Origin of the sequence: Collinsella tanakaei YIT 12063 (assembly GCF_000225705.1) — a bacterium.
GTDB classification, from domain to species: domain Bacteria; phylum Actinomycetota; class Coriobacteriia; order Coriobacteriales; family Coriobacteriaceae; genus Collinsella; species Collinsella tanakaei.
In genome coordinates, this window is record NZ_JH126468.1 from 105,078 (window position 1) to 130,956 (window position 25,879).

Genomic DNA, 25,879 nt, shown 5'->3' on the forward strand with positions numbered 1-25,879 from the left:
CAAGACGTCACTGCGAGTCGATACGGAACCGCAAAATGTCTTCGAGCACGGTGCAATCGACTTCTTGACTTGCTAAATGCCCCTGCAGAGGGTCTTAGAGCTTGACCCAATGCCATTTCCCCCGAACTTGTTTTCCTGCACATCATAATACAATCGGCGTACAGCCAATCATTTACCGTGGGCCCATCTCGTCAAATCAAGCGATCGCCTTCTCCGCGCACCTCTGCCTACATCTATCCTGCCGCTTGCCGCCAATATTCGACCGCTCGCATCCCTTTACCCCCGAACACCCGTTGCACCGCCATCAACTCATGTTAACGTGCTCATTGTAGAAATGAGCACGTGCTCATAACGAGTAACATCCGGGCAAAACATACTCGTAAGCAGCACAAGCTCGCCCTGGCAGCCATCTCTACCAGCACGCTTAGCGGCTGCCAAAGCAAACCCATGCAAACGGAGGGTTCATGGAAAAGCTCATAGCGCTCATCGAGAAAGGCAAGCCTTTCTTCAACGCCATCGCGCGCAACAAGTACCTCAAGGCAATTCGCGACGGCTTCATCTCCGTCATGCCCATCATCATCGTCTCCAGCATCTTCCTTTTGGTCAGCGCCGTCCCCAATGTCTGGGGCTTCTACTGGCCGGCAGAGATCAACGACGTTCTCATGAAGGCCTACAACTACTCCATGGGCATCGTCGGCATCTGCGCTGCGGCTACCACGGCCAAGCACTTCTGCGATGCGCAGAACCGCGACCTGCCCAAGAACAACCAGATCAACTTCATCTCGGTCATGATCGCATCGCTCATCGGTTTTCTGCTGCTCTCCAGCGACGCCATCAGCTTCACGGATAACGGCGTCTCCATCTCCGGCCTCGCCAATGGCTACATGGGATCCAAGGGCCTGCTAACCGCCTTTATATGCGCGTTCGCCACCGGCATCATCTACAAGTTCTTTATCAAGCGCAACATCACCATCAAGATGCCCGAGCAAGTGCCGCCCAATATCTCCCAGACCTTCAAGGACATCATCCCCTTTGGCGTCTGCCTGGTCTTCTTCTGGGGCTTTGACTTTGCATTCCGCAACATCTTTGGCTTCTGCTTCGCCCAAGGCGTTATCCAGGTGTTCCAGCCGCTCTTCTCCGCGGCAGACGGCTATCTGGGCCTTGCCATCATCTACGGCGCCATGTCCCTCTTCTGGTTTGTAGGCGTCCACGGCCCCTCCATCGTCGAGCCCGCCATCTCCGCCGCCCTCATCTCCAACCTCGAGCTCAACATGGCCATGTACCAGGCCGGTGAGCACGCAACCGCCGTCCTCACCAAGCCGCTTCAGGATTTCGTCGTCGCCATGGGCGGCACCGGCGCCACGTTGGTGGTCTGCTTCATGTTCGCCTTCCTCGCCAAGTCCAAAGAGATGCGCGCCGTGGGCCGTGCCTCAGCCGTGCCGGTTTGCTTTGGCGTCAACGAGCCGTTCCTCTTCGGCGCTCCCATGGTCTTGAACCCCATCTTCTTCATCCCCTTCATCTTCGCGCCCATCGCCAATATCTGGATCACCAAGTTCTTCATCGACGTCTTGGGTATGAACGGCTTCATGTTCAGCCTTCCCTGGACCACCCCCGCGCCCTTGGGCATCGCCATGGGTCTGGGACTTCAGCCCCTTGCGTTCCTGCTCATCCCCGTCCTGCTGATTGTCGATTTCCTCATCTATTTCCCCTTCTTCAAGGTATACGACCGCGAGAAATGCGCCGAAGAGGCAGCCGCGGACCAGGCTGAGGTCGCCCAGCGCGCCGCCCAGAAGCAAGCAGCCATGAACGCCGCATTCCAGGGCAAGGCCGACACCGCAAGCGTCGCCACCGGTGCCGTCGCCCAGGCCGCCGCAAGCATGGCAGCGGAGAAAAAGCGCGCCGCCGGCCAGTCTATGGACGAGGAATCTGCGAGCAATGCCACCCCTGCCGTATCCCCCGCTGCATCTGATGACGCAGCCTCCAGTGCCTCGTCCAGCACCATCGCCGCGGCGGGCGACCCCTATGCAGCGCTCAACGGCCGTCGCGTCCTGGTCTTGTGCCAGGGAGGAGGAACCTCCGGCCTGCTCGCCAACGCGCTGGCCAAAGCCGCCCGCGAGCACGGCATCGACCTTGAGACCGCAGCAGATGCCTACGGCAGCCACATCGACATCATGGCCGACTTCGACCTGGTTATCTTGGCACCCCAAGCGGCGTCATACTTCGACGACCTCAAGGCCGACGGCGAGCGTATGGGCGTCGCCTGCTGCGTCACCCGCGGCAAGCAGTACATCGACCTCACCCGCGACGGCGAGGCATCGCTGGCATTCGTAGCCCAGCAACTGGGCATCTAGATCCCTACGCGCGCGACAGCACGCTCGAATAGAGCCCCCCATTCCCGCGGTCCGGGAGCAGCACGCTTCGCCGCCTTCTCCCGGACCGCCCCCAACCCCTTTCAGCCCTAACAGTCCTTCAAACAAGATTGGATTCGCCATGAGCCCCATCTTTTCCGCCGATACCCCCCAGCGCTTTCCGGACAACTTTGTTTTTGGTGGCGCCACCGCCGCCTACCAGGTAGAAGGCGCCTGCCAGACCCATGGCAAGGGCAAGGTCGCATGGGACGACTACCTCGCCCAGCAAGGCCGCTTTTCGCCCGAGCCCGCCTGCGACTTCTACAACCGCTACGATAGCGACCTCGAGCTGTGCGAGCGCTTCGGCATGAACGGCATCCGCGTGTCGATCGCCTGGAGCCGCATCTTTCCCAATGGCGGCGTGGGCGAGCCCAACCCAGAGGGCATTGCCTTCTACCACAACCTGTTCGCCAGCTGCCGCGCGCGCGGAGTCGAGCCATACGTGACCCTGCATCACTTCGACTCCCCCGCCGCGCTCTACGCCAACGGCGACTTCCTCAACCGCGACACCATCGACGCCTTTGAGGCGTACGCCCGCTTCTGCTTTGACGAATACCCCGAGGTAACCCGCTGGTTCACGTTCAACGAGATCGCGGCGGCCACGCTCAACCGCTACGTCGAGGGCACTTGGCCGCAGGGCAAGAAGGGCTGCCTGCACGAGTGCCTGCAGGCCCAGCACAACATGATGCTCGCCCACGCCCGCGCCGTCTTGGCCTACAAGCAGGGCGGCTACCCCGGAACAATCGGCGTCATCCACGCATTGGAATACAAATACCCCTATGATCCCGCCTGCCCCGGCGACGTCCAGGCAGCCAAAAACGACGACGTTTTGCAAAACCGCCTGCTGCTCGACGCCACCTTCCGCGGCGACTACGCCCCCGACACGCTGCAGATCATCGACCACCTCTGCCAAGCGAGCAACGGCTCCGTCGAGTTTTTGGACGATGACCTCTCGATTATGCGCCGCGCCGCGCAGCTCAACGACTGCCTGGGCATCAACTATTACCAAAGCCGTTTTCTTAAGGCGTTCGACGGTGAGACCGACCTTCATCATAACGGCACGGGCGACAAGGGCACCGGCCGCTGGCGCGTGGCGGGCGTGGGCGAGCGCGCCGTACGCCCCGGCGTTCCCACCACGGACTGGGATTGGATTATCTATCCCAAGGGCCTGTTCGACCTTATGATGGATATTTCATTGTGCTATCCCAATTACAAGCAGCTGTTTATTACGGAAAACGGCATGGGTCGCAAAGACCAGCTTGTCGATGGCACCGTGGACGATTCCGAGCGCATTGCATACGTCGAAGACCACCTGCGCTGGATCCTTAAGGCCATCGAATGCGGCGTCGACGTTGGCGGCTACTTTATGTGGAGCCTGCAGGACCAGTTCAGCTGGACCAACGGCTATAACAAGCGCTACGGCTTCTTCTACGTTGACTTTGAAACCCAGCAGCGCACGCCCAAGGCCAGCGCGTACTGGTTCAAACGCGTCGCCCAGACCAAACGCCTGTAAGCAGCGCGGCATCCGTTAGCCCCAAACAACCATCACCAACCGCATGCGCCCCCTGCCAGCACCGCTGCCGCAGGGGGCGCATTTGCGTCTGCCGACGTCGTCGCCTTTTATAACGGAAAAAAGGAGGGAAACCCCACCGGGCTCCCCTCCCTTTGTAGCAAGCTGTCCGCATCTACAACGACATGCTTAAGGCAAAGCCCCTTGGGGCAAAGGCCTAGAGCTCGGTCACCTCGACGGCGTTGTAGACCTCGTCCCAACGATTGATGACCAGGTGGCCGGTCTGCGGATCCATGGCGTTGAGCTTACCGCAGGTGTTGCCGGTCTTAAGAACGGTGGCGGCGTCGGCGCCCGCGGCGATGGCATGGGCGAAGCCGGCGATGGTGGAGTCACCGGAGCCGGTCGCGTTGACCGCAGGGATGGGCGGGGTGACGGCGCGGTAGATCTTGCCGCCGTTGAAGCCGAAGGAGCCCGCGGCGCCCATGGAAACGACGACCCAGGGGATGCCCTGGAAGCGCTCGTCGGCCTGAAGGGCGGCTGCCAGCTCGGAAACCTGGTCGGGGGTATAGCTGGTTCCCAGAAGCGCGTTGATCTCGGTAAGATTCGGCTTCACCAGGGTTGGGGTGACATCGGACTCGAGCGCGGCGTTGAGGGAGGCACCTGAGGTATCCAGCAAGACGGGAACGCCCGCCTCGTTGCACTTAGCGACCAGCTCGACATAGTAGTCGGCGGGAACACCCTTGGGCAGGCTGCCGGAAATGGTGACGCAATCGGCCTTCTCGACAAGCTCGGCGAACTTGGCGGTGAAGGTGGCGAGCTCGTCGGCCGAAACCTCCGGGCCGCTCTCCAGCAGCTCGGTCTGGTTGCCCTCGTGCAGGATATTCAGGCAGATGCGGGTCTCGCCGGCGATGGGGGCAAAATCATGCTTGATGCCGTCGGCGTCCATAAGCTCGCCCATGTAAGCGCCCATGTGGCCGCCCATAAGGCCGGTCGCGACAACGTCGTCGCCAAGCTGGCACAGCACGCGGGAGACGTTAAGGCCCTTGCCGCCGGCGGTCTTCTTGGGAACAACGCGGTTCACGTCGTCGATGATAAGGTGGTCGAGATGATACGCGGTATCGATCGCGGGGTTCATGGTGACGGTAAGAATCATTGTCGGTTCCTTTCAGGTGGAATCAAGCGGCTTGGATCCAAGCCGAGGGCATGGTTGTTGAGGCGAACGGGCGCGCTAGAAAACTTCGACGGTAAAGCTGCGCACCACGGTCTCACCGGGCTTCGCGACCAAGCAGCCGCGCTTGTTCTCGAACACGTCATCCTCGTCGGAGCAAGTGGAGAGGCCTCCCCAGGGCTCGATCGCGACAAAATCGCCCTCGGGCTTGCTCCAGACAATCAGATAGGGCATGTCGGGGAAGCTCACGCGAACGCCCTTTTCCTCGTCCTTCTTGACCAGCTCCACAACGCGGCTTGAAAGAACGTCGAAGATGGTCTCGGCGAAATCGAACAGCTCGTGCGTCAACGGAAGGTCTCGGCCATCCATGGGGTTTTCCACGCGGTTCTCCACGTCGATCAAGCCGGTGGAGGGCACGGCGCAGCAGAGCTTCTCGGCCTCATCGCTCTCGAAGCGCAGCTTGTAATCGCTATACTGCTCGCCTTCGTCCAGAGGGCAGGCAAAGCCGGGGTGGCCGCCGATAAAGAACGGCATGTCCTCATGCCCCGTGTTGGCGACCTCATAGGATACGGTGAGCTTTGCGCCATCGATGGCGTAGCGGGCGGTGAGCTCAAAGGGATAGGGATACTGCTCGAGCAGCTCCGGCGTGCTCTTGAGTACGAACGCGGCGGTAGTCTCATCGCCGCCGGCGAACTCGAATTCCTGCTTGCGGGCGAATCCGTGGCGCGCCAGGTTGACCTCTTTACCGGACGCGGTCACCGCATGGTTATCGCGAAGGCCGCCGCAGATGGGAAAGCAAATAGGCGCCTGCCCGCTCCAAACGGCAGGATCGCCCTGCCAGAGATACTCGCGGCCATTTGCCGCAATGGAGGTGAAGGAACCGCCGGCGCTGGTAAGCGCAACGGTAAGCTGATCGTTCTTGAGAATGTGCTCCAAAGCTCTGCTCTACCTTTCTTGGCTACGGGCGCGTGCCCGAGCCACGTACGGCGCCGGAACCTTTCGCCCCGGCTTATCGATAGCTTGCCCCCAAGTACCCATGTAGCATAGCCCAGATTTGCGCCGCGCAGAAGCGGCACAGGATCTCGCCCATGCCTCATGCAAGATATTGACGCCGCGACGGACGGTTCCCATCGCGGCGCCATATTGAATTCAGTTTATGCCTTATAGACGGAAACGCCGCCCAAGTAGGTCTCGGCAAGCGTCAGGTCCTTGCCCAGAACAACAAAGTCCGCATCGCGGCCGGGACGGATGGAGCCGCACACATCGTCGATATCGTTGGCCTCAGCAGGCGCCTGGGTCGCCATGTAGATCGCCTCGGCCTTGGTGGCGATGCCCCAATCCGCAACGTTCTTGACGGCGTCCTTCATGTTAAGGATGGAACCAGCGAGAGAGCCGCCGTCCTTCAGGCGGGCGGTACCGCCGGCGACCACGACGGGCAGCTCGCCCAGGAAGTAATCGCCATCGGGCATGCCGCCGGCGCACATGCAGTCGGTGATCAGGGCGACGTGCTCGTGACCCTTAGCGTGCATGACGATGCCGGCGGAGATGGGGTTGACGTGATGACCGTCGCAGATGAGCTCGGAGAAAGACTTGTCCTGGCTGGACAGCGCGGCGCCCACCATGCCGGGCTCGCGATGGTGCAGGCCGCTCATACCGTTGTAGGTGTGGACAAAGACCTTGGCACCGGCATCGAGGCAAGCCTGGGCCTGCTCGCAAGTTGCCGCGGAGTGACCGAGGGCGACCACGACGCCGGAGGCGACGGCATCTGCGGTGAACTCGGCGGCGCCCTCATACTCGGGAGCAACGGCGATCTTCTTTACCAGGCCGTGAGCGGCCTCCTGCCAGGCATTCAGCTTCTCCATAGTGGGAGCGGACAGGTAAGCGGGGTTCTGGGCGCCCTTGTACTTCTCAGTAAAGAAGGGACCCTCGAGGAAGATGCCCTGGATGCGGGCGTGCGGCCGGTCGTCGCCGGCCTCGACGTACTCGGCGACGCTGGCGCAGGCGCTCTCAAGCTGCTCGGTGCTCGCGGTGAGCGTGGTGGGCAGATAGCTGGTGACGCCGTTGCGCAGGATGCCGCGAGAAACGGCGGCGACGCTCTCGGCCTTGCAATCCATGATGTCGTGGTTATCGAAGCCGTGGATATGCGTATCGACGAATCCGGGGGCGATCTCGTGCCCGGAGTAGTCCAGAACCTCGCAGTCCGGAGCCTCGGTCACGTGCTCGCCAAAAACGCCGTCCTCAACCATGAGGTAGCCACCGCGGGCTACGCGGGTGGGAAGATAGAAGGCGTCTGCCTTGATTGCATAGGTGCTCATTCTTGTCTCCTAACACACGTAAGATGAGCGTATATCTGCAGCTATACCCCAGTTTGCCTGAAAGGTATGGACGGCAGTGCATTAACCTAAAAAGAGCGCCCGCCCGTCCTGATGACTGGGCGGGCGCAGAATCATTACCGCATGATGCGGTCGCGCACGTAGTGCTCAAAACCTCAAGGTAAGGCTAAGCTTGCGTGGTCGATAGCGCTTAGGCCTCGAAGGGGTGGATGGTGACGCCCTTGACCACGCGGTTAACGGTGCCGGTGGGAGACGGGGTGTCGGGGGTGTTGCCAACGCGGACGGAGTTCAGCAGGGAGATCACCTGGGCGAACATGACAAAGGGAAGCGCCAGGTAACCCTCGGGCAGAGCCTCGCGGCCAGCAAAGGTGAAGGACTCGCCCTCGAAAGCAGGGGTGAGGTCCTGCTGGATGGCGACGGTCTTCTGAGCGATCTCGTCACCGTTGATCTCGTTCAGGATATCGAGGTCGTACTGACGGGTGTACTCGTCGTTGTTCATGAAGACGAAGACCAGGGTCTTGTCGTCGACAAAGGACTTGGGTCCGTGGCGATAACCCATGCAGGAATCCCAAGAGGTTGCGACCAGGCCGTGAGCGAGCTCGAGAATCTTGAGCTGGGACTCCTGAGCCAGGCCCACGAAGGAGCCGGAGCCAAGATAGGTAACGCGGTTGAAATCGCCGGCCAGCATGGAGGAGATCTCCTCCTCGCGAGCAACGACCTCCTCGCCCATCTCGGCAGCCTGCTTAACCCAGGCCTCCTTGGTAGCGAGATCGGCGGAGTCGAAGATCAAGGTGGAGAGCAGCGTCATGCAGCTGTAGGAGCCAGTCATGGCAAAGCCCTTGTCATTGGCACGGGGAATCAGCAGGGTCAGGGCATCGGGGTCGTCGGCGGACTGAACGGCGAGCTTGCCCTCGGGAGCGCAGGTGATGTTGAGGAACTTGATGTTCTTCACGAATTTGCGGGCAACCTCGACGGCCGCAAGAGACTCGGGGCTGTTGCCGGAGCGGGCGAAGGATACCAGCAGGGTGGGATCCTCGGCGCGCAGGAAGTCGCGGGGAGCCGAAACGATATCGGTAGTCGCGATGGGCTTGAAATCATAGAGGTTGGTATCGCCAGCGTGGCGAAGGTAGGGGGCGCAGGTATCGCCGACGTAGTCAGAAGTACCGGCACCGGTGAAGATGACGGACAAGCGACCCTCGCCCATGGCGCGAGCGTCGGCAAGCAGGGCGTCGATAGCGTCCTTGTTGTCCTTGTAGATGTTGAGGGTGTCCAGCCACAGCTCGGGCTGCTGCTTGATCTCGCCGGTGGTGATATCGGCACCAAGCGCCTTCAGGCTCTCAATATCCTTCTCGAACATTAACAATACCTCTCTTTCCTAGAAGGCTCACTACCTTGTAGTATATGCCTTAAATGGTTTGCTGGTTGTAACCAGTTAACCAAAAGATAAACCTAACGAAACCGCCATATATCTAGTCATTCCTATGATGGAAGACCTTGTATTTGAATTGATCCGCTCGAGCAACGGAAAGCGTGTATTCCACGATCTCGTTGCTGACGTTATACGTGGTGCGAACAAGATCCAGCACCGGCGCGCCCTCGCTGATATCCAGCAGGCGAGCATCCGCGGGACGAGCGATGCTTGCGAAGAACTCCTCCTCTGCCACGCGGATCTTCTCGCGAAAATCCTGCTCGATAACATCGTAGAGGGGCTTCTTCTCAAGCATGGGGCGCTTGAGGGAAAGAAACTTCCTAACCGGAAGATAAGAGCGCTCGATCATCATGGGCATGCCGTCTGCCGAGCGAAGACGCTTGAGTTTGAAAAGCTTTTCGCCGATGCGGGTGCCCATATGCTCGGCGAGGTTTTTATCAGCCTCGAACTCGCAGAACTCCAAGATGGTGGTCTCGGGAACGCGCCCGAGTTCACGCATCTGCTCCGTAAAGCTATAGGACTGCATGAGGTTGGTGGTCTGCGCAGAGCGGTCGGCGACGAACGTGCCGCGCCCATGCTGGCGAATCACCAGGCCAAGGCGCTCAAGCTCTTGAAGAGCCAAGCGCACCGTAGTACGGGAAAGACCATAGCGCTCAGACAGCTCGCGCTCGGATGGCATAAGATCGCCGGGACGATACTCGTGGTCAATCTTCTCGGACAAAATGTCAACTAGCTGATCGTACAAAGGCTGCTTGCGCGCGCCGATTGCCATGAGTCTTCGCCTCCTTTTCCAGTAATCGTTCCCGCAGGGGAATAAAAAGGCCGTAACCCGATACGTACGAGTTACGGCCTACATACACACACATGTAGTAAGGGGCGGTGCGCCCACATCTCTATGAGCGCACCGGGCCATAGAGCCTTACCAGATGCTGGGCCACAGGCCGAAGGGGCCAGCGCCAAGCAGGCCGATGATGAGCAGCAGGACGATGCCCTTGATCGGCGTGAAGTTGTGCTTAGCGAACAGGAAGTAAAGCATAAGCACGAGAGCCAGCGGAACCAGCTTGGGGAGAACCGTGTCGAGGGTGGAAGCCACGGAGTAGCTAACCTCGGTCTCGGTGACGGTACCGTAGGTAACGGAGCTCATGCCGTTGCCCAGGTCGACAACGCCGCAATCAACAGCGTTGCCATCGGCGTCAGCGGCCTTCAGGGGGTTGCCGTCGACGTCGGTGAGAGCCATGGTGCCGGGCTCAGCGGTCTCGGTGTCGATGCCCTCGAGGCCGGCGAAGTTCTCAGCATCCTCGTTGGACACGATCACGGTGTTGGCAGCGAGGCCACGGGTGGTGCCGTTGGGGATGGTGAGGTTAATCTGGGTGCCACCCATGGTGACGGTCAGAGCGCCGACGACGAAAACGCCGAGGATGGAAGCGGCGCGGGTGAACGCCTGCATGTTGGCGGTCAGAGCATCGATAGCGCCGGTACCAACCTTATAAGCCCACTTCATGAGGCCGAAGCGGCAAGCAGCCTGGGCCAGGTTGAAGATGAGAAGGAAGATGAACGGAGCCGCGATGTTGCCCTCGATAGCCATGTTCGAGGTGATACCGGCGGTGATGGGCACGAGCGTCAGCCAGAACAGGGCGTCGCCGATGCCGCCCAGAGGCGAAGCAGCGGAGATGCGGACGGCGCGGATGGTCTGGGTATCAAGCTTGTTCTGCTCGAGGGAGAGAACGATACCCATAACGAAGGTGACCAGGAACGGGTGCGTGTTGATGAAGTCCAGGTTGTGGTACATCGACGCAGCGAGGTCGTTCTTGTTGGTGTGAACCTTCTCGAGGCCGGGGATCATAGCGAACAGCCAGCCGCCGGACTGCATGGTCTCATAGTTGAACGAGGACTGCAGCCAGTAGGAACGAAGAGCCATGCGGTTCAGCGTCTTCGAATCAACCTGCGGAGCGGGAGTAAGATCCTCATACTGTGCAGGTACAACAAACTCATTAGATGCCATCGCTCATGTCACCTCCGTCAAAAGCAGCGCCCTTGAGCTCGGTCTGCTGCTGGAAGTCCCAGAAAGCGATGCCGAAGCCGATAAAGGTCAGGATAAGCAGGGCAGGGCCGGCGATAGCCGGGATGTTGACCGCGATGAGGGCGAGGCCAAAGCCCATGAAGAAGAAGCCCCACATGTCGCGGTTCATCATAATCTTCAGCAGGATTGCGAAGCCGACGAACTTCATCATGCCGCCACCAGCGGAAAGGCCGGTGTTGACCCACTCGGGGATTGCCTCGACAACAGCGTTGCCGAAGGCCTGGCCACCGATGAAGAACAGGGTGACGATAGCGGCGAAGATGAGGCCGAGGATGCACTCGGAGATGACGGTCAGGCGGGTGATCGCCTTGGTGTCAGCCTTGACGGCAGCAGCGCGGAAGGACTCAAGCATGGGAGCACGAAGCGTGAAGAACAGGGTCACGCCGTACTGACCGAGGAGCGCGAACGGGATAGCAGCAGCAACTGCAACGTTAACGTCCATGTTGAGAGAGCAAGCGAAGACAGCAGCCATGATGCCACCGATGACGGCGTTAGGCGGCTGAGCACCACCAATCGGCATGTTACCGATGGTCATCAGCTGGTAGGTACCGCCGACGACAAGACCGGTCTGCACGTCGCCGAGGATTGCGCCAACGATAGCGCCGGTGACGATGGGCTGGTACAGGGACTCGAGGAAGTCGAACTGGTCGATAGCCGCGATAAACGTGACCACGAAGATAAGTGCGACCTGAACAAACGAGACGTCCATCTTATGCTCCTCCTTTCAAAATTCTTTTGCAAAGAAAACTAACGATTGTGCGGAAGACTGTTAAGCCTTACGCGGCGGATACTAACGAGCGGTTACGAGAACAGCTTGTTGATATCCTCGACCGGCGTGCTCGGAACACGCCTGATCTCAAGCTCCACCCCCAGTTCCTGAAGCTCCTTGAAAGCAGCTACATCGGCGTCGTCGACGGCCACAGAGGTGGCTACCTGCCGCTTTCCTTCCGACATGTGCATGTTGCCGATGTTGACCTTACGTATAGGCACTCCGCCCTTGACGAGCGTAAGCACGTCCTGCGGAGTTTCGGCCACGATAAAGATCTTCTGCTTGGGCGACGCCTTCGCGATGATGTCGATGGTGTGCTGCAGCGAGAAGAAACGGGTGGCGACGCCGGCCGGGGCCGCCATCTTCATGAGGTTCTGACGCATGGTGTTGCCGGAAACCTCGTCGTTGGCGACGAGGATGAGGTTGGAACCCAGGGTGGAGTTCCACTGGGTCGCAACCTGACCATGAATCAGGCGGTTATCGATACGGGTGAGAAGAATGTTGGGCTCTGCCATGGTGATCCGTTCCTTTCGTGTACGCGATCTGGCTTATTACATCCAAAGGGTTGATGCTTTATCCCTTGAGGTGTCTTACTTGCTGATCTCCTGGATTGCATAACGAGAGACGTCGAGGATTGCGCCGGAGCGAACCTTGATCTCGACCTTATCGCCGTTGACGCTCTTAACGGTTCCAAAGATGCCGCCGGCAAACATTACTTCCTGGCCGGGGGCAAGTTCGGTGTGGATCTGCTCGAAGTACTTGCTCTTCTTCTTGATGTTGGCCTTGGACCAGAAGTAGTAGACCAGGCCCATGACTGCGAGAAGAATGATCAGGGCGACGGAGGAAGCAAGGACGTTCGCTCCAAAGTCGGCCATTAGATGCCGTCCTCGTCGAGCTCGTCAGCGTCGTCGCCGCCCATAACGGAGGCGAGGGACTGACGGGTGACGGCGGCCTGGCCAACGGTGACGGCCTGCTCGGCAAGAGCGGTCACGTCGGTGGCGCCGTTGCGAGCGAACAGGAGCTCGATGATCATCGGCAGATTGGTACCGGTGATGATCTCGATCTTGTCGACGTCGTTGGCGATCATCATCGACTGGTTAAACGGGGTGCCGCCAAGAAGGTCGACGAAGACGATAACGCCCTCCTCGCACTCGGCACGCATGGAGGTGATGGCGGAACGAAGATCATCTCCATAGGTAGCAGCCTCAGAGCCCTCAAAGGGAACGATCTGGAATGCGGGCTGGTCGCCGGCAACCATATCGAGGGCGCTCTTAAGGCCGCAGGAGAACTCTCCGTGACCCGTCAGGATAAATCCGATCATCCACCGACTCCTTTTCAATGTGTACGCTAAGGTGCGCAACTGGTTGTAACCACGTGATAAGTGGTGCCTATATTAGCACCGCTCAACCATTCGTCAATTTGCATAGGCTCCGTGAACGGTCTCACACCGTTTGTTGGCGATTTTCTACCGTTTACAGTAATAGTACACCCGCTTACCTGCCTATTTTTATTGATTGGGAACACCTGTTTTTAATTTCCACCCATCTACAGGGTATGAAAACGAACATATCGCCGCATGATATGCTCTACATCAATCCCGCTGGTCAGTTGTGGAGAGCGGTTCATTTCTATGAACTGGTATGAACAGGATTGTGAATTTCAATATTTTACCAACGATTATGTGAACGGTGTTCATATACCGCTCACCGACGTTCAACGGTCATTTTTCATCCCAATTTGACTTAGAAATTGCTATTCCCTACCGGTCAGATTTCTCAGTCGCCATCGCATCTCCTAGAGAGCAGATCGCTTCTGGCCCACTTCGCCTCTTCCGTGATGCTCCCAGTGGATTCGCTAGAAAACAAAACAGGCCGAAGACATTCGCCTTCGGCCTGTTTTGTTCAATGGAGCCAGCAACCGGGCTTGAACTGGTGACCCCCGCTTTACGAAGTCTTGCACACACTCATTTCCTGCTATTATTCTATGTAATTCAGATTTAATATAATCACAGGTAGATTGCTGTTTTTTACGTTTCGATAACCCATCATTAGTTTTGCTTTTCACCCCTATTTCACCCCTTGAGGATTTTCAAGGGTGAAAAAGTAGATCCATCATCTGGGTGACCAATTGGGTTGGTCACCCAGATGATAGATCTACTTTGCTTTGAAGCTAATTACTAATGGATTCTCGAATTGGAAAGAATGCCAAAGGATACCGCGGAACCTATAAAAGGCAAGCCAGGTTCCTTTAGACTCTGCTTCTCGCTTGACAAAGATCCCTCGACCGGGAAATACCGTAGAAGCAAAATGCGCACCTTCCATTGTAGGTCCAAAAAACTCAAGAACTGGCCGGCGGAATACCGTAAGGAGCTTGAGGGCATTAATGAAATGCCCAACTCAGCCCAGACTCTAGCTGAGTACGCCACCGACTTTCATACTTTGAGGAAAACGATCCTTAAATCCCCCCCCCTGCTTTCGATCGGGAGTCCGGATACATCAAACATATTAAAGAGATGTTTGGGAATACCCCTCTTGCCAGCCTTCGCTTAGACGATGTTAAACGCGCCTACTCTCTTGCCCTAGAAAACGGAATGTCGGAAGCAGGGCTTTACGGCACCCATGTTAAGCTGCGCCAAATACTAAACGATGCCGTTGCAATGAACTTTTAGATCGCAATCCATGTAATGCGATCAAGCTTCCCAAACCAATATATAAAGAGCGAGAGGCGCTTAGCGCTGAAGAAGCCTCCCGCTTTCTTCACTGCCTTATTGACGAGCCTCCGTCCTCAAAGATAACGGGCGCCCTTATTCTTCTGCTTTGCGGTCTTAGACGAGGCGAGATGCTCGGCTTGGTCTGGGATGATTATGACCCCATCAACAAGACGCTTCGTATATGTCGGCATTATACCAATGATAAGGTCCCCCGGGCACCAAAGTCTAAAATGAGCAATAGAACAATTGCCATCAGTACTCAGTTGTCCCAGCATCTCGACTCCTGGAAAAAGATCCAAGAAGAACTCGCCCTAGCCGGCTGCATCCAAAATGACGACACTCCAATTGTTCATTCCCTGATAGCTTCGCGTCGCAATAAAAAGGGCTCGATGGTCTCAATCGCTGGAAATCTAGATGGTCATAATTTTGATCGATGGTTTCGCAATTTCTGCGTTGACAATGATTTTGGGGCTTACTCTGTAATCAAAAAGGAGTTTACCAAAAACGGAAAGAAGCACATACGAGGCACTGGGTACAGCGGACTTGTTCCTCATGCGCTAAGGCACACGCAAGCAACGTTGCTAATCGGCGAGGGAGCGGATATTAAGACTGTCCAGGCGAGACTTGGGCACGCGTCACCCAGCACCACGCTCTCCATCTATTCGCATGCAATAGAATCAAAGGATAGGGAGGCAGCCGAGGCTTTTGATAGCCTCGTATCTTGAAACATTTAACTGAATCTATCCACCCATCATCCGATGATTGCCCTATATAGTTACTCCACCTCTGAAGAAATCATCAATGAAATTGAGCAATGCGCTGCGCCTGGACATTGCTCTTTCCAGGCGCAGCATGCCGTTTTCTGAGTCGCTACGAGTGAAGAACGCGGGATGAAAAGCATTCCATCCCATCTGGCAATCGCTTCTGCGATCCTCTAGACCAACGTTTTAACCATGTTCAGCAGCTGCTCCACACACTCGATCTTGGTGCATCCAGTGCTTTTATCGATAATTGAGCTATAAACGTGAGGGATGATCCGCTTAACCCCTGCGTCGATGATGATCCTCATGATTTCTTCGAAGTTATCCAGGTCAATTCCGCCGGTAGGCTCGAGACAGAAGTCCTCTCTGGCGCATGCTTCGGCAACCGCCTTGAGCTCGTCCCTAACCTTTAGCCCGCCCATCGGGAAGAACTTGAGAGAGTTTCCGCCCATCTCCTTAATCATCGTGATCGCGGTATCGACGGATACGGTTGCAGGGTCCGCGCAGTCCTTTGAAAGGGGACCGGTGGAGATCTTCACTTTGCCAGGAGTCCCCGTCGGAGAAACCAGGGCATTAATATGGCTCTCGTCATTCCCGACGTTTGCCCTGGTCCAACCCACTGCAGAAAATACCTGATTGAAATGGTTTGCCTTAATCGTCTTTGCAACATCTGCCACCGCACGCCACTGGGCCGGATTGCCGCCGCCGAGACCCACGGACAGATTGCCCTCAAGGACTTCCATGTACTTCGCCATGTCCTCGACGCACGTCTCGACGTCGGGATAATTCGCAGTAAGAACGCCCACCTCGACATGCCCTTCTGCTGCTTTATAAATATCGCGAGCGTTTTCGAGGCATCCCGCCAGCACGTTAAGGCAGACACGGTCGTTATAGTAATTAATGTTTGTCATGTAGGCTACTCCCCCATTATCTTTTCCAACTTGCCGACGATCAGCTCCTTGTCCCCTTGAACCAGGGGGCGGGGATCAAAATCGATCATCCCGAGGTTGAGGAACTCGGTGCGCGCCCAAATGGTAGGGTCGCCCTTTCGAAGCTCCTCGTTTACTTGGTACATTGTTTTACGAACGTTCGGCGCCGCCTGATCGATGGCCACCCTACAGCGCCAGATTGCGCGACCCGCCTCGTCTTGAATGAGCGTCGCCCTAAGGCCCGAAATGGCTTCTATCTTCTCGACCAGGTAGCCCGCCGCCTCTTTGTTTATCTCCGCCCGGGCTTCGTGGTCGATTTCCTCGTACTGGCCCAACGCCTCCAGAAGCCCCGTAATCTGCTCCTTGCCGACCTTCATGGCGCGGCCGATGCCCCGATACTGCTTCTTCACGTAGCCGATAAGCTCTTCCTTACCGCATACGAATCCCGAGGTGGTTGCCTCCAGCGCCTTTGCCCCGGAATAGCAGACGAGATCGGCTCCCAGGGCGATGTATTTTCGGAAGTCCTCTTCGGCCGCTGCGTCGACTACGAACGGAAGCCCGTGCCGGTGAGCGATGTCTCTCATCGCCTCGATGCCCACCATGCCCTTTTGCACGCAATGATGGCTCTTTACATAAAGAAGGGCAACCGTTTTATCGGTAATCGCCTCCTCGATGTCTTCAGGATGGACCTCGTTTGCGGTTCCCACCTCCACGGGGACTCCGCCACCCAGCCTAATCATTGTGGGCATGGGGGCTCCATAATCGATTGAATGCCCCTTCTGGAGGACGATTTCGTTCGCCATTCCCGTTGAATCGGGCATTCGTGCGACGGCGGTCCATTTGCCCTTTGTGATCAACCCGGCAACCGACATGGCAATGGCGGCTGACGCGCAGCTGGTTGGGCAGGCGTCTTCCGCCCCCGTATGGGTGGCGATCATTTTGCCCGCCCGGTCGATGAGGTCGTCGATGACGACGTAGGACTGGGCCCCAGCGACCGCGGCGCTGGCGACCCTGTCCGAGATCGTCGACACGCCGAGCTTCGTCACGCGGCCGCTAGCGTTGACGACTCGCGACAACCCCATACCTTGATAAATGTTATGCACCATTTCTCATCCAAACTTAATAGAGCGCGGCGGGGCTCATTCGCTGGAGCCCCGCCGCCAATTAGAGTTTTACAGGATGCCCAGAAGCGAGCAGACAACGGAGAAGACGACGACCGAGATAAGGATCACGTTATAGCGGGGTCCTTTTTTGGTCAGGTAGAAGTAGATTCCGAAGACCGCGAGCAGCGGGAGGAGGCCCGGAACAATCTGGTTCAAGATATCCTGCACCACGATGGTCGTGCCTTCAGAGACCGTGAACGAAAGCGGCGTGGTTATGGTCACATAGGAAGCGGACAGCGCGCCCATCATGATCAGGCCGATCACATTGGCGGTAAAGATGATGGACTTCATCATGCCGCCCTGCATGATGCCGACGATGGATTTCTTTCCCAGCTTATATCCCTTATGGATGAGGAGGTACGAGATCGCCATAGTGGAAGCGGGATACAGAATCAGGGGCCCGATGCCGCCGAGGGCCATTCCGTCCGATGCGAAAGGAAGGAAGATGCCAAGGATGATGGGCATCAAAGCCGCCCAAATAATAGCATCTCCCATGCCCGCAACAGGACCCATCAAGCCGGTCTTCACACCCGTGATTGCCGAGTCCGACACGTCTCCGCCGGTGGCCTTCTCCTCCTCCATGGCAATGGTGATGCCCTGGATGATGGAGCCGAGCGTTCCTTCGGTGTTGAAGAAGATCAAGTGGCGCTTGAGCGCCTCGGAGAGGTCTTCTTTCTTGGTGTAGAGCTTCTTCAGAACCGGAGTCATCGAGGCACAGAAAACCAGGGACTGCAGGCGCTCGTAAGAATTCGAGAGCTCTGCGCCAGCGTAGTAGATCCACATGGATTTGGTAACGTCCTTCTTGGAAAGGACCTTGGCGGGCTCGGACGTCGCGGTCGCACCAGCATTTGCCGAAGAGGTGTCGAGGTTACTCATTCAGAACACCTTCCTTCCTGAACATAATCATGCGGAGAATAAGGGCGAAGCAGGTTCCAAAGATTGCCATGGCCATGGTGGTTAAGCCGGCATCGCCGAAGTAAACCATTGCGAAATAGCCAATAAGGAAGAAGGGGATCATGCTCTTCTTGCCGATGACCATTATGGTGATTGCGAAACCAAGAGCCGGGAGGATTCCGCCCATGATTTCAAACGAATGCATGAGCCAATCGGGGATGACCGCGAGCAGGTCCGCCGCCGCGGACGCGCCAAGATAGTTGATGGCGAACACGAGGGGGAAGCGGATGAGAAAGCCCATGAGGGCGGGGTACAGGAAGGCGCAGCGCATGATGCCGTTGCAGTTCGCGTCCTCTGCATACTTGTCCGCCAGGTGAACCCAAATGGAGTTCGTTGAGCGGCGGAGCTGGTCGACGAAAACGCCCGCGACGCCGAAGGGGATTGCCAGGGCGACTGCGACCTCGGGGCTCATATTCGCCATAACGCCGAGAGGGATCGCGATGCATCCAGCGAGGGCGGGGTCCGAGGGAACGTTGCCGCCCGGAGTAGACGTGACGCCGAGGTAGACGAGCTGCAATGCCGCGCCGATCTGCATTGAGAGGACCATCTCCCCGGTGATGAGACCGACGAAAACGGCGATTACCGTTGGCTGCAGGAGCGCGCTCGAGAAGGTGTAACCAAAGCGCAGGCGGCAAAACCAGTAGTACACGCCCATGAAAATTGAAATCGCCAATACGTTCACGATTCTCCTCCTAACTACGGTATTTCTTAAGGATGGACTCCACGCCCTGAGGGGCGTCCTCCGGAATCGTCTGGAAGTAGATCTCGATTCCCCTTGAAGACAGGTCGTCCAGCACGGCAGCATCGGCATCATCGAGCGTGATGTTCTGGAACACTACCTTTCGGTTGGGTGCGCCGCCAAGGCCGCCGACCTGAATAGACGTAACGTTCACGCCGCAATCCACCAGCTCCTTCATGGAGGCAAGATCGGGGAGCAGGAGCAGGACCCGTCCGGCGCCGAAGCGCCCATCCGCGAACGAATCGATGGTCTGCCGCTTCGTGAAGCAATCTACTTTGATTCCCTCCGGGGCGCTCATGAGGTATATGCTACGCATAAAGTCGTCGTTCGCAAGATCGTCGCTGACCACGATAATCCGATTTGCCTGGGACTGATTGACCCATTTGGTCATCACCTGACCGTGGATCAGTCGCGAGTCGATTCGGCACAATGCAATATCCGCCACGTCTTTCACACCTTTCAAGACAACGAATTCCATGCCCCGGAAATCGGGGCCTTATAAAGGGTTGGTTTTAGGTACATGATGGCTTCGGGCTCTATTTCCCCATATTGGAAAGGATTTCTTTCACGACGTCCTTTGCGGCCCCCCTGCCGACTTCGAGAAGCTTGTCGGCGTCAAGCGCTCCTTGATACTGCAGCTGGGAGCAAGCCTCCAAGAGAAGCGGTGCCGACAATCCGCTGATAACGCGCATGCCAGAAGCATGCCCGATCTTCGCTGCGACATTTGAAGTGGTTCCACCGAAGATATCTGTCAATACAACAGATTCGTTGGAAAGATCCGCCAGATACTCCTCCACCATTTGGTAATACTCGGCAAAGGTGTACTGGGGCAGAAGGGGGATCTCGTGAACGCAGGTTATTTCCCCAAAAACCATTTTCAAGCTCTCGACAAGCTTCGTACCCCATCCTCCGTGGGTCAGAATGACGATTTCGGTTTTCTTATCCATCCTAACCTCCTTCCTATTTTTGTAGCCATGTAGTGATGAACTGATTTTATTGTAGTGCACTACATTCATAATGGCTGCAGATTATGTAGCGCGCTACAGACAAACGGTAGGTTTTTCCCCGTAAACGTTTATTGACTAGTTATTTTTCTGTCTTGCAATGTAGCGAACGATAAGATTTACTACAAACGGTGATAATAGATGTAGCTACTTATTTCATTTAACCTATCCAGAGAGGCCGCACCCGTGTCCCTTATTGAATCCATGACCGTTGTCGACATCATAGACGCCATGTCTAACCAGTTCACCAACGTGGACTGGAAGATCAGCCAGTTCATCGCAAGCCATCCCGATGATTTCTGCTCGATGACTGCAGCAGAGATCGCTCGGCAGGCAGGGGTGTCTGACGCAAGCGTTATTCGCTTTGCCCAAAAGATCGGCTTCGATGGTTTCCAGGAACTCAGGAGCAAGTTTAAGCGAGAGCTTTCCGCCACTCGTCAAAGCAATCCATCAATCGAAGCAGCCACCCTGCAGGCTCCGCTTGTCGAATCAATCGCGAAGCTCTTCGACGGAATCGAATCATCATCCGTTGATGAATTCGCACGCCTGGCAGACGCCTGCGATTCTATCCTTATCACCGGTATTGGTCGAGCGGCGAATCTCGCCTCCATCTTGACGAACAAGCTCATGCTTCTTGGCATGAGGGCGGTCGCCATCACGGATCCTGACATAATGAGCGTGCAGGCAGAAACCTCCAAAAGCGACACTCTTTTCATCTTCCTCGACCTAACAGAAAACACCAACCGCATGGAACGTTGTGCAACAATCGCGTGTACGCACAATTCAAAACTGATCACTCTTAGCCATCATCACGAGTCAAGTCTGCGCGACCTTTCCAACTGCTACTTCTTTTTACCTCCTTCGTCGGGGCCGAATCAGAGCTACTCCATCAGCTCTGAAACAATGGTTCTGGTTATATGGGACCTCCTTTTTGGTGCTTTGCTGCGTTCCCGACACGATGATTACTATGACTTGGTTAAGAAGACGAGTGGATTCGTCAGCTCTCTCGGCATGTCGTCTTCCAAAAATAGCAGCCCAAGCGTCCTTGCTTTCTAAAAATGAATCGGTATCTCCAAGCCACCTTCGTGCTGTGATTGCCACTAAAGATCAGTAACAAAAAAGTGGGCGACCATAATAAGCAATCTGACAATAATCTTAGCCTTGCTGTTCTCAATGAGAACATCCCCATGCAGCCTGGTATAAGTTCGCCGCCCTCATTCAGGAGGCCGTCGGAGTCACTATTTCTTCAAAAACTATGCTTCCTCTAGACGAATTACCATACGAACCCGGCTTCCATATATATGACTCAAGAAGCCATGACCAAAAGCGAGGTGCCGAATCGTCTGAAAAGCACCCATATAATAATGAGCTGCGCCATGAGAAACCCCACTTTCCTAGCGCGAAAAGTCAAGGCCGCTCTCTCGGCACTCCGCGTGCGCGCCTTTACCACGTCCGATAATCGCGTGCGAGATGCCAGTGCACATGGCTTTCACCATCATGAGATGGCTGCAACAAATCCCGCAGGTCAATCATTACAAAACAGCTCGCCGGCCAAGCCGACGAGCTGAGTTTTCGTCTTTAAGCGGTCGCGCCCTCGCAAAGCAGAGAGCACAACAGGCCGCCAAGGCGCCCGCATTCGCCGTGACGCGCGAAGTAGCGTTCGCGCGCAACCAAGCGAACGGCGATACTGGAGGCAACGGCAAGCACCGACGATCCAGCGTCAACCTCCACAACCGTAGCCGTAACGGTGCCCGCAAAAATCGAACTTGAATCTATGTCTTGCCCAAGCGCGTCGGCCTCGGGCTTTTACTCTGAAGGGAAAGGGATAGTGAAAACGGACCGGCTGGCGCGATGGCCAACCGGTCCGCTACACATAAGCAGAACGCAGCCTATTTAAGGGTCGCGTACATGACGGCCTTGATAGTGTGCATGCGGTTTTCCGCTTGCTGGAACACGCGAGACCGTTTGGACTCGAACGCCTCGAGCTCCACCATCCCCTCGTCCGTGAAGCCCCGGCGGTCCCACTCGGAGCGCTCGGGCGTCGCCGTCCCTGTGGACCGTGGAGGACGCCCCGCAGGACGGGCACCTCAACGCTGCCTGCCCGCAGACGTCTTCCCGTTCCTCTTCATCTTCAACCCGCAGGACAGGCATTTCACGGACTTCACGGCGAACCTCCCGCAGACGGTTTTTAGGCCGTCTAAAAGAGAATATCTACCTGCGATTCACCTGTCTAGCAGACACACTTTTCGTCCAAGTGCTTATAAGGGCCGTCGAGTTATAAAGACACGAGAAAGGGCCGCCTACCTGCGCAGACGACCCGATTTTGGGCACACTTTTTGTCCTATAACCCATCATTCACATAAGAAGAAAATGCTGCGGCTCAGAGCCCTTCTTCTCCATTTGACGCACAAACCCGGCGATACCAATCAAACGACTTCTTCTTATAGCGCTCGCCCGTCCCTCCGCCCATGTCGTCAAGGTCAACATAGACAAAGCCGTAGCGTTTGCGCATCTCGCTCGTACCGGATGAAACCATATCCAATGGAGACCAAGCGCAATACGAAAACACTTTGACGCCATGGGCGATTGCTTTTCTCAACGCCTTCAGATGCTCGCGGATATAATCAACCCTATAATCATCCTCCACCGTGTCATTCGCATCAAGTTGCTCAACTTGGCCGAATCCGTTCTCGGCAATCAGAATCGGCTTGCGCCAACGATCCCAGTAATGCGTCAAGCAATCATACAGACCATCGGGATTCACCGTCCAACCCCAAGGATTCGCCTTGAGATACGGATTTAGCGTATAGTCTCCGATTGCCATCGAATTCTTATCTGCACTCACCACGTTCGAGTTGTAATAACTCAACGCCAGGTAATCCATCGTATTGTCAGCAATGACTTCTAGGTCTCCAGGTTCAACCTGGATCTCGATACCGTTATCCTCAAAATAACGCAACGCGTACCCAGGGTACTCCCCACGGAACTGCACGTCCGAAAAGAAAAACATCGTCATCTGGTTCTTCTCGGTGGAAAGCACCATATCTGCTGGGCAGCATGTGGCAGGAGCCTGATAAAAGTCTGCGAGCATTGAGCCGAACTTGAAATCCGGACAGATGGTACGCCCCGCTTCAGCCACCCGAGCACATGCAACGAACTTATTGTGGACTGCTTGGAACTTAGCCGCTTCAAGATTATCAACCGTATCCCGCACGATGCCAAGCGAACTCAAGCCCACCCGCGTCAAATTGATCTGATTGACCGGAATCCAATAGCGAACTAGCATACGCAGGCGATCCATCATCAACGTTGCATACCACACATACGCGTCGACCACATGCCTACTGAGGAAGCCGTTAAAACGAAGCGCCAAAGAGACCGGCATATCGTCATGATAGATGGTCACAATCGGCTCCAACCCAAGTCGACGCACTTCGCTGAATAAGTCCTCATAGAAGGCAATCCCTTCGTCCGACGGTTTCTCGTCATCGCCATTGGGAAACACGCGCGACCAGCAAATCGAAGTGCGAAATGCCTTGATACCAAGCTCCGCCAACAACGCCAAGTCCTCGCGATAGGTATGCCTGAAATCGATACCCTGCTTTTTCGGGAACCAATAGTGCTCGGGATGCTCTAGACGCTCAAGGATTTGATCGCGAGTAAAGTCCCCTTTGACCTTCATGGTGTCTTGCGGGTTGTAATCTTGCAGATCTGCGACGGTGAGACCACGTCCGTCCTCAGTCGCAGCCCCTTCGGCCTGCTTAGCGCTCATGGCCACACCCCACAAGAAGTCTTCTGGAAATCCTCCTCTTGGTGGGACCTCAGCTACGTCATTTAACTTCATGGATCTTCCCATCATTGAAAAAAGCCTCGAACAAGCCGATTAGACGTTCAGCAAAATTGACTTCAGACATAATCGTCATGAGTGTATCCTGCGCGTGGTTAAACATTAGACATGGCTCGAAATGCTCTCCAGCAGCTTCAGCTTGGATAATACCCGTCTGAGCCTCGTGAGCCTTTAGGATGTGCTGGCGGGCCAAACCGATCAGCTCGTGGGCAGAACTGTAATTTCGATCGGCCAAAGCATCAAGCGCCTCGTTCGCCTTGGTGCGTGCATCACCAGCGGCAAGGATTATTTTGAGCGCCGTCTGAATAACAACGCTGTCCTCTAGCTCTTCCATGATCCCCCCTTACGCAACTGCGTCTGCAACTGCTTTTCCAGTCGCTTCCGCGCGATCCGCCTCTTCCTCAACAACCTGATTGTCATATTTCTTCAGGAACGGGTACCAAATCAACGTGTAAACCACCAGCAGTACGAAAAACCAGATAAACGCACGGGTATCATCAGTAGTGAGCCAGGTGCAGATTGGCGCCGGGATACGTGAAATATTGTTGATTCCCGCAGGGATGTTCAGTAATCCACCCCTCATCACAAACCAGACAATCAACGGACCCACAATGGAATTCGCCCACATAGGAATCATGAGCAGCGGGTTGAACACAATAGGAGCACCGTAAACCAGCGGCTCGTTAATATTGAAGATCGACGGACCGACGCAAATCTTTGCCATGGTACGCAGCTTCTTGGACTTGCACCTGAACATGAGCAAGTTTAGCGGCAGCGTGGCGCCCAATCCACCCATTGCCACAAGTGCAGTGGTGAAAATCGTCTCCGTAGTCACGATGTTCACTGCCGCTCCGCCGGCAAGCACAAGCTCAGCGTTGGCAGCGATGCCAGCCATAAGAATTGGCTTAACGATTGCATTGAGAGACCAAGCGGAGATACCCACCGAATACAGCAGTACATACAGGAAATTAATAATCAGGAACCCCGGCAGGGACTGACCAATTGAATTGATGGGGTTAAAGATGATATTGATAAATCCGACAATATCAAATTCAGCAATGAATACGATGGCGCCAAACACCAAATAAATTAAGGTCATCGGAATGATGTTATTTACCCACTCGATAACGAAATCCGGCACGCTATCGCTGCCCTCAAGCACATGTAGCTTCGCATACAGGTGAAACACAAGCATGATGATCAATGCCACGATAATCGCCACGAACAGGCCGCTGCCACCCAGATAGTTGATGTTCGTAACTACAAGCTCGGTATTGCCCGTTTCAGCATTCTTCGCCAACGTTGCCACCGTGGGACACAACGCCATCAGGAACACGGTTAGAGAGGTCAAGCCAGCCGTCACCTGATACTTAGGGTGATCAAGCTCAACCATACCGAAGTACGCGACCATAAAGGCCACGATGACCGACATCATGCCAAAACTAAACGTGTTGACAAAACTCAGGTCAGGCAGGCCCGGAATATACCGCACAAACACGTTGTAGATGGATACGACAGAACCAACCAAGATAAACGGCAGAATCTTTTGCATCGCAGAGGCAACGGCGCTGACCCATGGGTTACCGAATAGTTTTTGCATACCCGGCGCCAACGTATTGCTGAACCAATCCATAATGCCTTTCATGCGTTATTCCCCCTTGCGATTTAAATCAATTGTAGATATGGCCAAGTCGATAAGGGCACTGCCATCGAGCATCGAATAAGTATCCTCGGGAATAACCACCACGGGGACACCGAACTCCTTTGCCATTTCCTTAAATGCATCGAGACGAAAGGCATAATGCGGTCCAATGCAGAGAATATCCATCTTGGGCAAGTACTGCGTAACCTCGCTCTCACTCTTTGCCTCAACCGTAGCGGTAATACCGCGCTTCTTCGCAGCTTTGCGCGCCTGCTGCGCCAAAAACCCAGATGATAGCCCGCCTCCACAGCACAGGTAGATTGCGTAACCGCTCATGATTCCTTCCTTTCATCTCGGCGCCATCGCCTCTATCGACGCCATGGATTAAACCGCACCGGACTTCAGCCGCTCAACTAAAGTTCTTCCCTTATCG

At 56.0% G+C, this 25,879-nt stretch carries 24 protein-coding genes and 1 pseudogene; 4 read left to right on the forward strand and 21 right to left on the reverse strand.

Annotation, left to right across the window (positions count from 1 at the left end):
- Positions 1-464 precede the first annotated feature (464 nt).
- Positions 465-2,351: a lactose/cellobiose PTS transporter subunit IIB gene (locus tag HMPREF9452_RS03845; RefSeq protein ID WP_009140799.1), complete on the forward strand. Its 1,887-nt coding sequence runs from the start codon at positions 465-467 to the stop codon at positions 2,349-2,351.
- Between the two features lie 139 nt (positions 2,352-2,490).
- Positions 2,491-3,921: a 6-phospho-beta-galactosidase gene (gene lacG, locus HMPREF9452_RS03850; RefSeq protein ID WP_009140800.1), complete on the forward strand. Its 1,431-nt coding sequence runs from the start codon at positions 2,491-2,493 to the stop codon at positions 3,919-3,921.
- A gap of 214 nt (positions 3,922-4,135) precedes the next feature.
- Here lacG and HMPREF9452_RS03855 read toward each other — a convergent pair whose 3' ends face one another.
- The 10 genes from HMPREF9452_RS03855 to HMPREF9452_RS03900 form a co-directional block, all read right to left on the reverse strand.
- Positions 4,136-5,071 (reverse strand): hexose kinase, encoded by a 936-nt coding sequence (locus HMPREF9452_RS03855; protein ID WP_009140801.1) that lies wholly within the window; start codon positions 5,069-5,071, stop codon positions 4,136-4,138.
- A gap of 75 nt (positions 5,072-5,146) precedes the next feature.
- On the reverse strand, positions 5,147-6,022 hold the full coding sequence (locus HMPREF9452_RS03860) for an aldose 1-epimerase family protein (protein WP_009140802.1): 876 nt from the start codon (positions 6,020-6,022) through the stop codon (positions 5,147-5,149).
- Between the two features lie 218 nt (positions 6,023-6,240).
- A complete protein-coding gene (nagA, locus tag HMPREF9452_RS03865; RefSeq protein WP_009140803.1) occupies positions 6,241-7,401 on the reverse strand; it encodes an N-acetylglucosamine-6-phosphate deacetylase in 1,161 nt (386 codons plus the stop codon).
- Between the two features lie 208 nt (positions 7,402-7,609).
- Entirely contained in the window at positions 7,610-8,776 is a 1,167-nt protein-coding gene (gene agaS, locus HMPREF9452_RS03870) for an SIS domain-containing protein (protein WP_009140804.1), read from the reverse strand.
- 112 nt (positions 8,777-8,888) lie between these two features.
- Complete coding sequence (locus HMPREF9452_RS03875) at positions 8,889-9,620, reverse strand: GntR family transcriptional regulator (RefSeq protein WP_009140805.1); 732 nt, start codon at positions 9,618-9,620, stop codon at positions 8,889-8,891.
- A gap of 147 nt (positions 9,621-9,767) precedes the next feature.
- A complete protein-coding gene (locus HMPREF9452_RS03880) occupies positions 9,768-10,850 on the reverse strand; it encodes a PTS system mannose/fructose/sorbose family transporter subunit IID (protein WP_009140806.1) in 1,083 nt (360 codons plus the stop codon).
- The gene (locus tag HMPREF9452_RS03885) at positions 10,840-11,637 is read right to left on the reverse strand and encodes a PTS mannose/fructose/sorbose/N-acetylgalactosamine transporter subunit IIC (RefSeq protein ID WP_009140807.1); all 798 of its coding nucleotides are present in this window, start codon (positions 11,635-11,637) and stop codon (positions 10,840-10,842) included. The genes HMPREF9452_RS03880 and HMPREF9452_RS03885 overlap by 11 nt, the downstream gene beginning before the upstream one ends.
- Before the next feature lie 92 nt (positions 11,638-11,729).
- Positions 11,730-12,212, reverse strand: coding sequence for a PTS N-acetylgalactosamine transporter subunit IIB (gene agaV, locus HMPREF9452_RS03890; RefSeq protein WP_009140808.1), 483 nt, complete (start codon positions 12,210-12,212; stop codon positions 11,730-11,732).
- 75 nt (positions 12,213-12,287) lie between these two features.
- The gene (gene yajC / locus HMPREF9452_RS03895) at positions 12,288-12,572 is read right to left on the reverse strand and encodes a preprotein translocase subunit YajC (RefSeq protein ID WP_009140809.1); all 285 of its coding nucleotides are present in this window, start codon (positions 12,570-12,572) and stop codon (positions 12,288-12,290) included.
- The gene (locus tag HMPREF9452_RS03900) at positions 12,572-13,018 is read right to left on the reverse strand and encodes a PTS sugar transporter subunit IIA domain-containing protein (RefSeq protein ID WP_009140810.1); all 447 of its coding nucleotides are present in this window, start codon (positions 13,016-13,018) and stop codon (positions 12,572-12,574) included. The genes yajC and HMPREF9452_RS03900 overlap by 1 nt, the downstream gene beginning before the upstream one ends.
- A gap of 1,778 nt (positions 13,019-14,796) precedes the next feature.
- On the opposite strand from HMPREF9452_RS03900, the gene HMPREF9452_RS12290 reads away from it, so the two are divergent.
- Positions 14,797-15,132, forward strand: a complete 336-nt coding sequence (locus tag HMPREF9452_RS12290; RefSeq protein ID WP_332247766.1) for a tyrosine-type recombinase/integrase — start codon at positions 14,797-14,799, stop codon at positions 15,130-15,132.
- Between the two features lie 209 nt (positions 15,133-15,341).
- Here HMPREF9452_RS12290 and dagF read toward each other — a convergent pair whose 3' ends face one another.
- The 6 genes from dagF to HMPREF9452_RS03935 all read right to left on the reverse strand — a co-directional run bounded on the left by dagF (position 15,342) and on the right by HMPREF9452_RS03935 (position 19,900).
- Entirely contained in the window at positions 15,342-16,079 is a 738-nt protein-coding gene (dagF, locus tag HMPREF9452_RS03910; RefSeq protein WP_009140812.1) for a 2-dehydro-3-deoxy-phosphogluconate aldolase, read from the reverse strand.
- 5 nt (positions 16,080-16,084) lie between these two features.
- The gene (locus HMPREF9452_RS03915; RefSeq protein WP_009140813.1) at positions 16,085-17,203 is read right to left on the reverse strand and encodes a DgaE family pyridoxal phosphate-dependent ammonia lyase; all 1,119 of its coding nucleotides are present in this window, start codon (positions 17,201-17,203) and stop codon (positions 16,085-16,087) included.
- A gap of 66 nt (positions 17,204-17,269) precedes the next feature.
- Positions 17,270-18,136: a PTS system mannose/fructose/sorbose family transporter subunit IID gene (locus tag HMPREF9452_RS03920; protein WP_009140814.1), complete on the reverse strand. Its 867-nt coding sequence runs from the start codon at positions 18,134-18,136 to the stop codon at positions 17,270-17,272.
- Entirely contained in the window at positions 18,129-18,896 is a 768-nt protein-coding gene (locus HMPREF9452_RS03925) for a PTS mannose/fructose/sorbose/N-acetylgalactosamine transporter subunit IIC (protein ID WP_009140815.1), read from the reverse strand. The genes HMPREF9452_RS03920 and HMPREF9452_RS03925 overlap by 8 nt, the downstream gene beginning before the upstream one ends.
- A 10-nt stretch (positions 18,897-18,906) precedes the next feature.
- Positions 18,907-19,398, reverse strand: coding sequence for a PTS system mannose/fructose/N-acetylgalactosamine-transporter subunit IIB (locus HMPREF9452_RS03930; RefSeq protein WP_040362359.1), 492 nt, complete (start codon positions 19,396-19,398; stop codon positions 18,907-18,909).
- A 91-nt stretch (positions 19,399-19,489) separates the two neighbouring features.
- Entirely contained in the window at positions 19,490-19,900 is a 411-nt protein-coding gene (locus tag HMPREF9452_RS03935; protein ID WP_009140817.1) for a PTS sugar transporter subunit IIA, read from the reverse strand.
- A 243-nt stretch (positions 19,901-20,143) separates the two neighbouring features.
- On the opposite strand from HMPREF9452_RS03935, the gene HMPREF9452_RS03940 reads away from it, so the two are divergent.
- Positions 20,144-21,013 (forward strand): MurR/RpiR family transcriptional regulator, encoded by an 870-nt coding sequence (locus HMPREF9452_RS03940; RefSeq protein WP_009140818.1) that lies wholly within the window; start codon positions 20,144-20,146, stop codon positions 21,011-21,013.
- 833 nt (positions 21,014-21,846) lie between these two features.
- Here HMPREF9452_RS03940 and HMPREF9452_RS11530 read toward each other — a convergent pair.
- The 5 genes and pseudogenes from HMPREF9452_RS11530 to HMPREF9452_RS03960 form a co-directional block, all read right to left on the reverse strand.
- A pseudogene (locus tag HMPREF9452_RS11530) lies at positions 21,847-21,939 on the reverse strand (hypothetical protein); the annotation flags it as partial.
- A 398-nt stretch (positions 21,940-22,337) separates the two neighbouring features.
- Positions 22,338-23,801: a glycoside hydrolase family 1 protein gene (locus HMPREF9452_RS03945; RefSeq protein ID WP_050797619.1), complete on the reverse strand. Its 1,464-nt coding sequence runs from the start codon at positions 23,799-23,801 to the stop codon at positions 22,338-22,340.
- Complete coding sequence (locus HMPREF9452_RS03950; RefSeq protein WP_009140821.1) at positions 23,788-24,138, reverse strand: PTS lactose/cellobiose transporter subunit IIA; 351 nt, start codon at positions 24,136-24,138, stop codon at positions 23,788-23,790. Before HMPREF9452_RS03950 ends, HMPREF9452_RS03945 begins: the two co-directional genes overlap by 14 nt.
- 9 nt (positions 24,139-24,147) lie before the next feature.
- A complete protein-coding gene (locus tag HMPREF9452_RS03955; RefSeq protein ID WP_009140822.1) occupies positions 24,148-25,449 on the reverse strand; it encodes a PTS sugar transporter subunit IIC in 1,302 nt (433 codons plus the stop codon).
- A 3-nt stretch (positions 25,450-25,452) separates the two neighbouring features.
- Positions 25,453-25,782, reverse strand: a complete 330-nt coding sequence (locus HMPREF9452_RS03960) for a PTS sugar transporter subunit IIB (protein ID WP_009140823.1) — start codon at positions 25,780-25,782, stop codon at positions 25,453-25,455.
- Positions 25,783-25,879 lie beyond the last annotated feature (97 nt).

What these genes read in the sequence shown, in the direction of transcription:
- yajC (WP_009140809.1), bottom strand. Translation starts at nt 12,572, where the DNA reads ATGGCCGACTTTGGAGCGAACGTCCTTGCTTCCTCCGTCGCCCTGATC.
- HMPREF9452_RS03855 (WP_009140801.1), bottom strand. Translation starts at nt 5,071, where the DNA reads ATGATTCTTACCGTCACCATGAACCCCGCGATCGATACCGCGTATCAT.
- lacG (WP_009140800.1), top strand. Translation starts at nt 2,491, where the DNA reads ATGAGCCCCATCTTTTCCGCCGATACCCCCCAGCGCTTTCCGGACAAC.
- HMPREF9452_RS03845 (WP_009140799.1), top strand. Translation starts at nt 465, where the DNA reads ATGGAAAAGCTCATAGCGCTCATCGAGAAAGGCAAGCCTTTCTTCAAC.
- HMPREF9452_RS12290 (WP_332247766.1), top strand. Translation starts at nt 14,797, where the DNA reads ATGGTCTCAATCGCTGGAAATCTAGATGGTCATAATTTTGATCGATGG.
- dagF (WP_009140812.1), bottom strand. Translation starts at nt 16,079, where the DNA reads ATGACAAACATTAATTACTATAACGACCGTGTCTGCCTTAACGTGCTG.
- HMPREF9452_RS03955 (WP_009140822.1), bottom strand. Translation starts at nt 25,449, where the DNA reads ATGAAAGGCATTATGGATTGGTTCAGCAATACGTTGGCGCCGGGTATG.
- nagA (WP_009140803.1), bottom strand. Translation starts at nt 7,401, where the DNA reads ATGAGCACCTATGCAATCAAGGCAGACGCCTTCTATCTTCCCACCCGC.
- HMPREF9452_RS03915 (WP_009140813.1), bottom strand. Translation starts at nt 17,203, where the DNA reads ATGGTGCATAACATTTATCAAGGTATGGGGTTGTCGCGAGTCGTCAAC.
- HMPREF9452_RS03920 (WP_009140814.1), bottom strand. Translation starts at nt 18,136, where the DNA reads ATGAGTAACCTCGACACCTCTTCGGCAAATGCTGGTGCGACCGCGACG.
- agaV (WP_009140808.1), bottom strand. Translation starts at nt 12,212, where the DNA reads ATGGCAGAGCCCAACATTCTTCTCACCCGTATCGATAACCGCCTGATT.
- agaS (WP_009140804.1), bottom strand. Translation starts at nt 8,776, where the DNA reads ATGTTCGAGAAGGATATTGAGAGCCTGAAGGCGCTTGGTGCCGATATC.
- HMPREF9452_RS03880 (WP_009140806.1), bottom strand. Translation starts at nt 10,850, where the DNA reads ATGGCATCTAATGAGTTTGTTGTACCTGCACAGTATGAGGATCTTACT.
- HMPREF9452_RS03935 (WP_009140817.1), bottom strand. Translation starts at nt 19,900, where the DNA reads ATGGATAAGAAAACCGAAATCGTCATTCTGACCCACGGAGGATGGGGT.
- HMPREF9452_RS03960 (WP_009140823.1), bottom strand. Translation starts at nt 25,782, where the DNA reads ATGAGCGGTTACGCAATCTACCTGTGCTGTGGAGGCGGGCTATCATCT.
- HMPREF9452_RS03945 (WP_050797619.1), bottom strand. Translation starts at nt 23,801, where the DNA reads ATGAAGTTAAATGACGTAGCTGAGGTCCCACCAAGAGGAGGATTTCCA.
- HMPREF9452_RS03900 (WP_009140810.1), bottom strand. Translation starts at nt 13,018, where the DNA reads ATGATCGGATTTATCCTGACGGGTCACGGAGAGTTCTCCTGCGGCCTT.
- HMPREF9452_RS03875 (WP_009140805.1), bottom strand. Translation starts at nt 9,620, where the DNA reads ATGGCAATCGGCGCGCGCAAGCAGCCTTTGTACGATCAGCTAGTTGAC.
- HMPREF9452_RS03950 (WP_009140821.1), bottom strand. Translation starts at nt 24,138, where the DNA reads ATGGAAGAGCTAGAGGACAGCGTTGTTATTCAGACGGCGCTCAAAATA.
- HMPREF9452_RS03885 (WP_009140807.1), bottom strand. Translation starts at nt 11,637, where the DNA reads ATGGACGTCTCGTTTGTTCAGGTCGCACTTATCTTCGTGGTCACGTTT.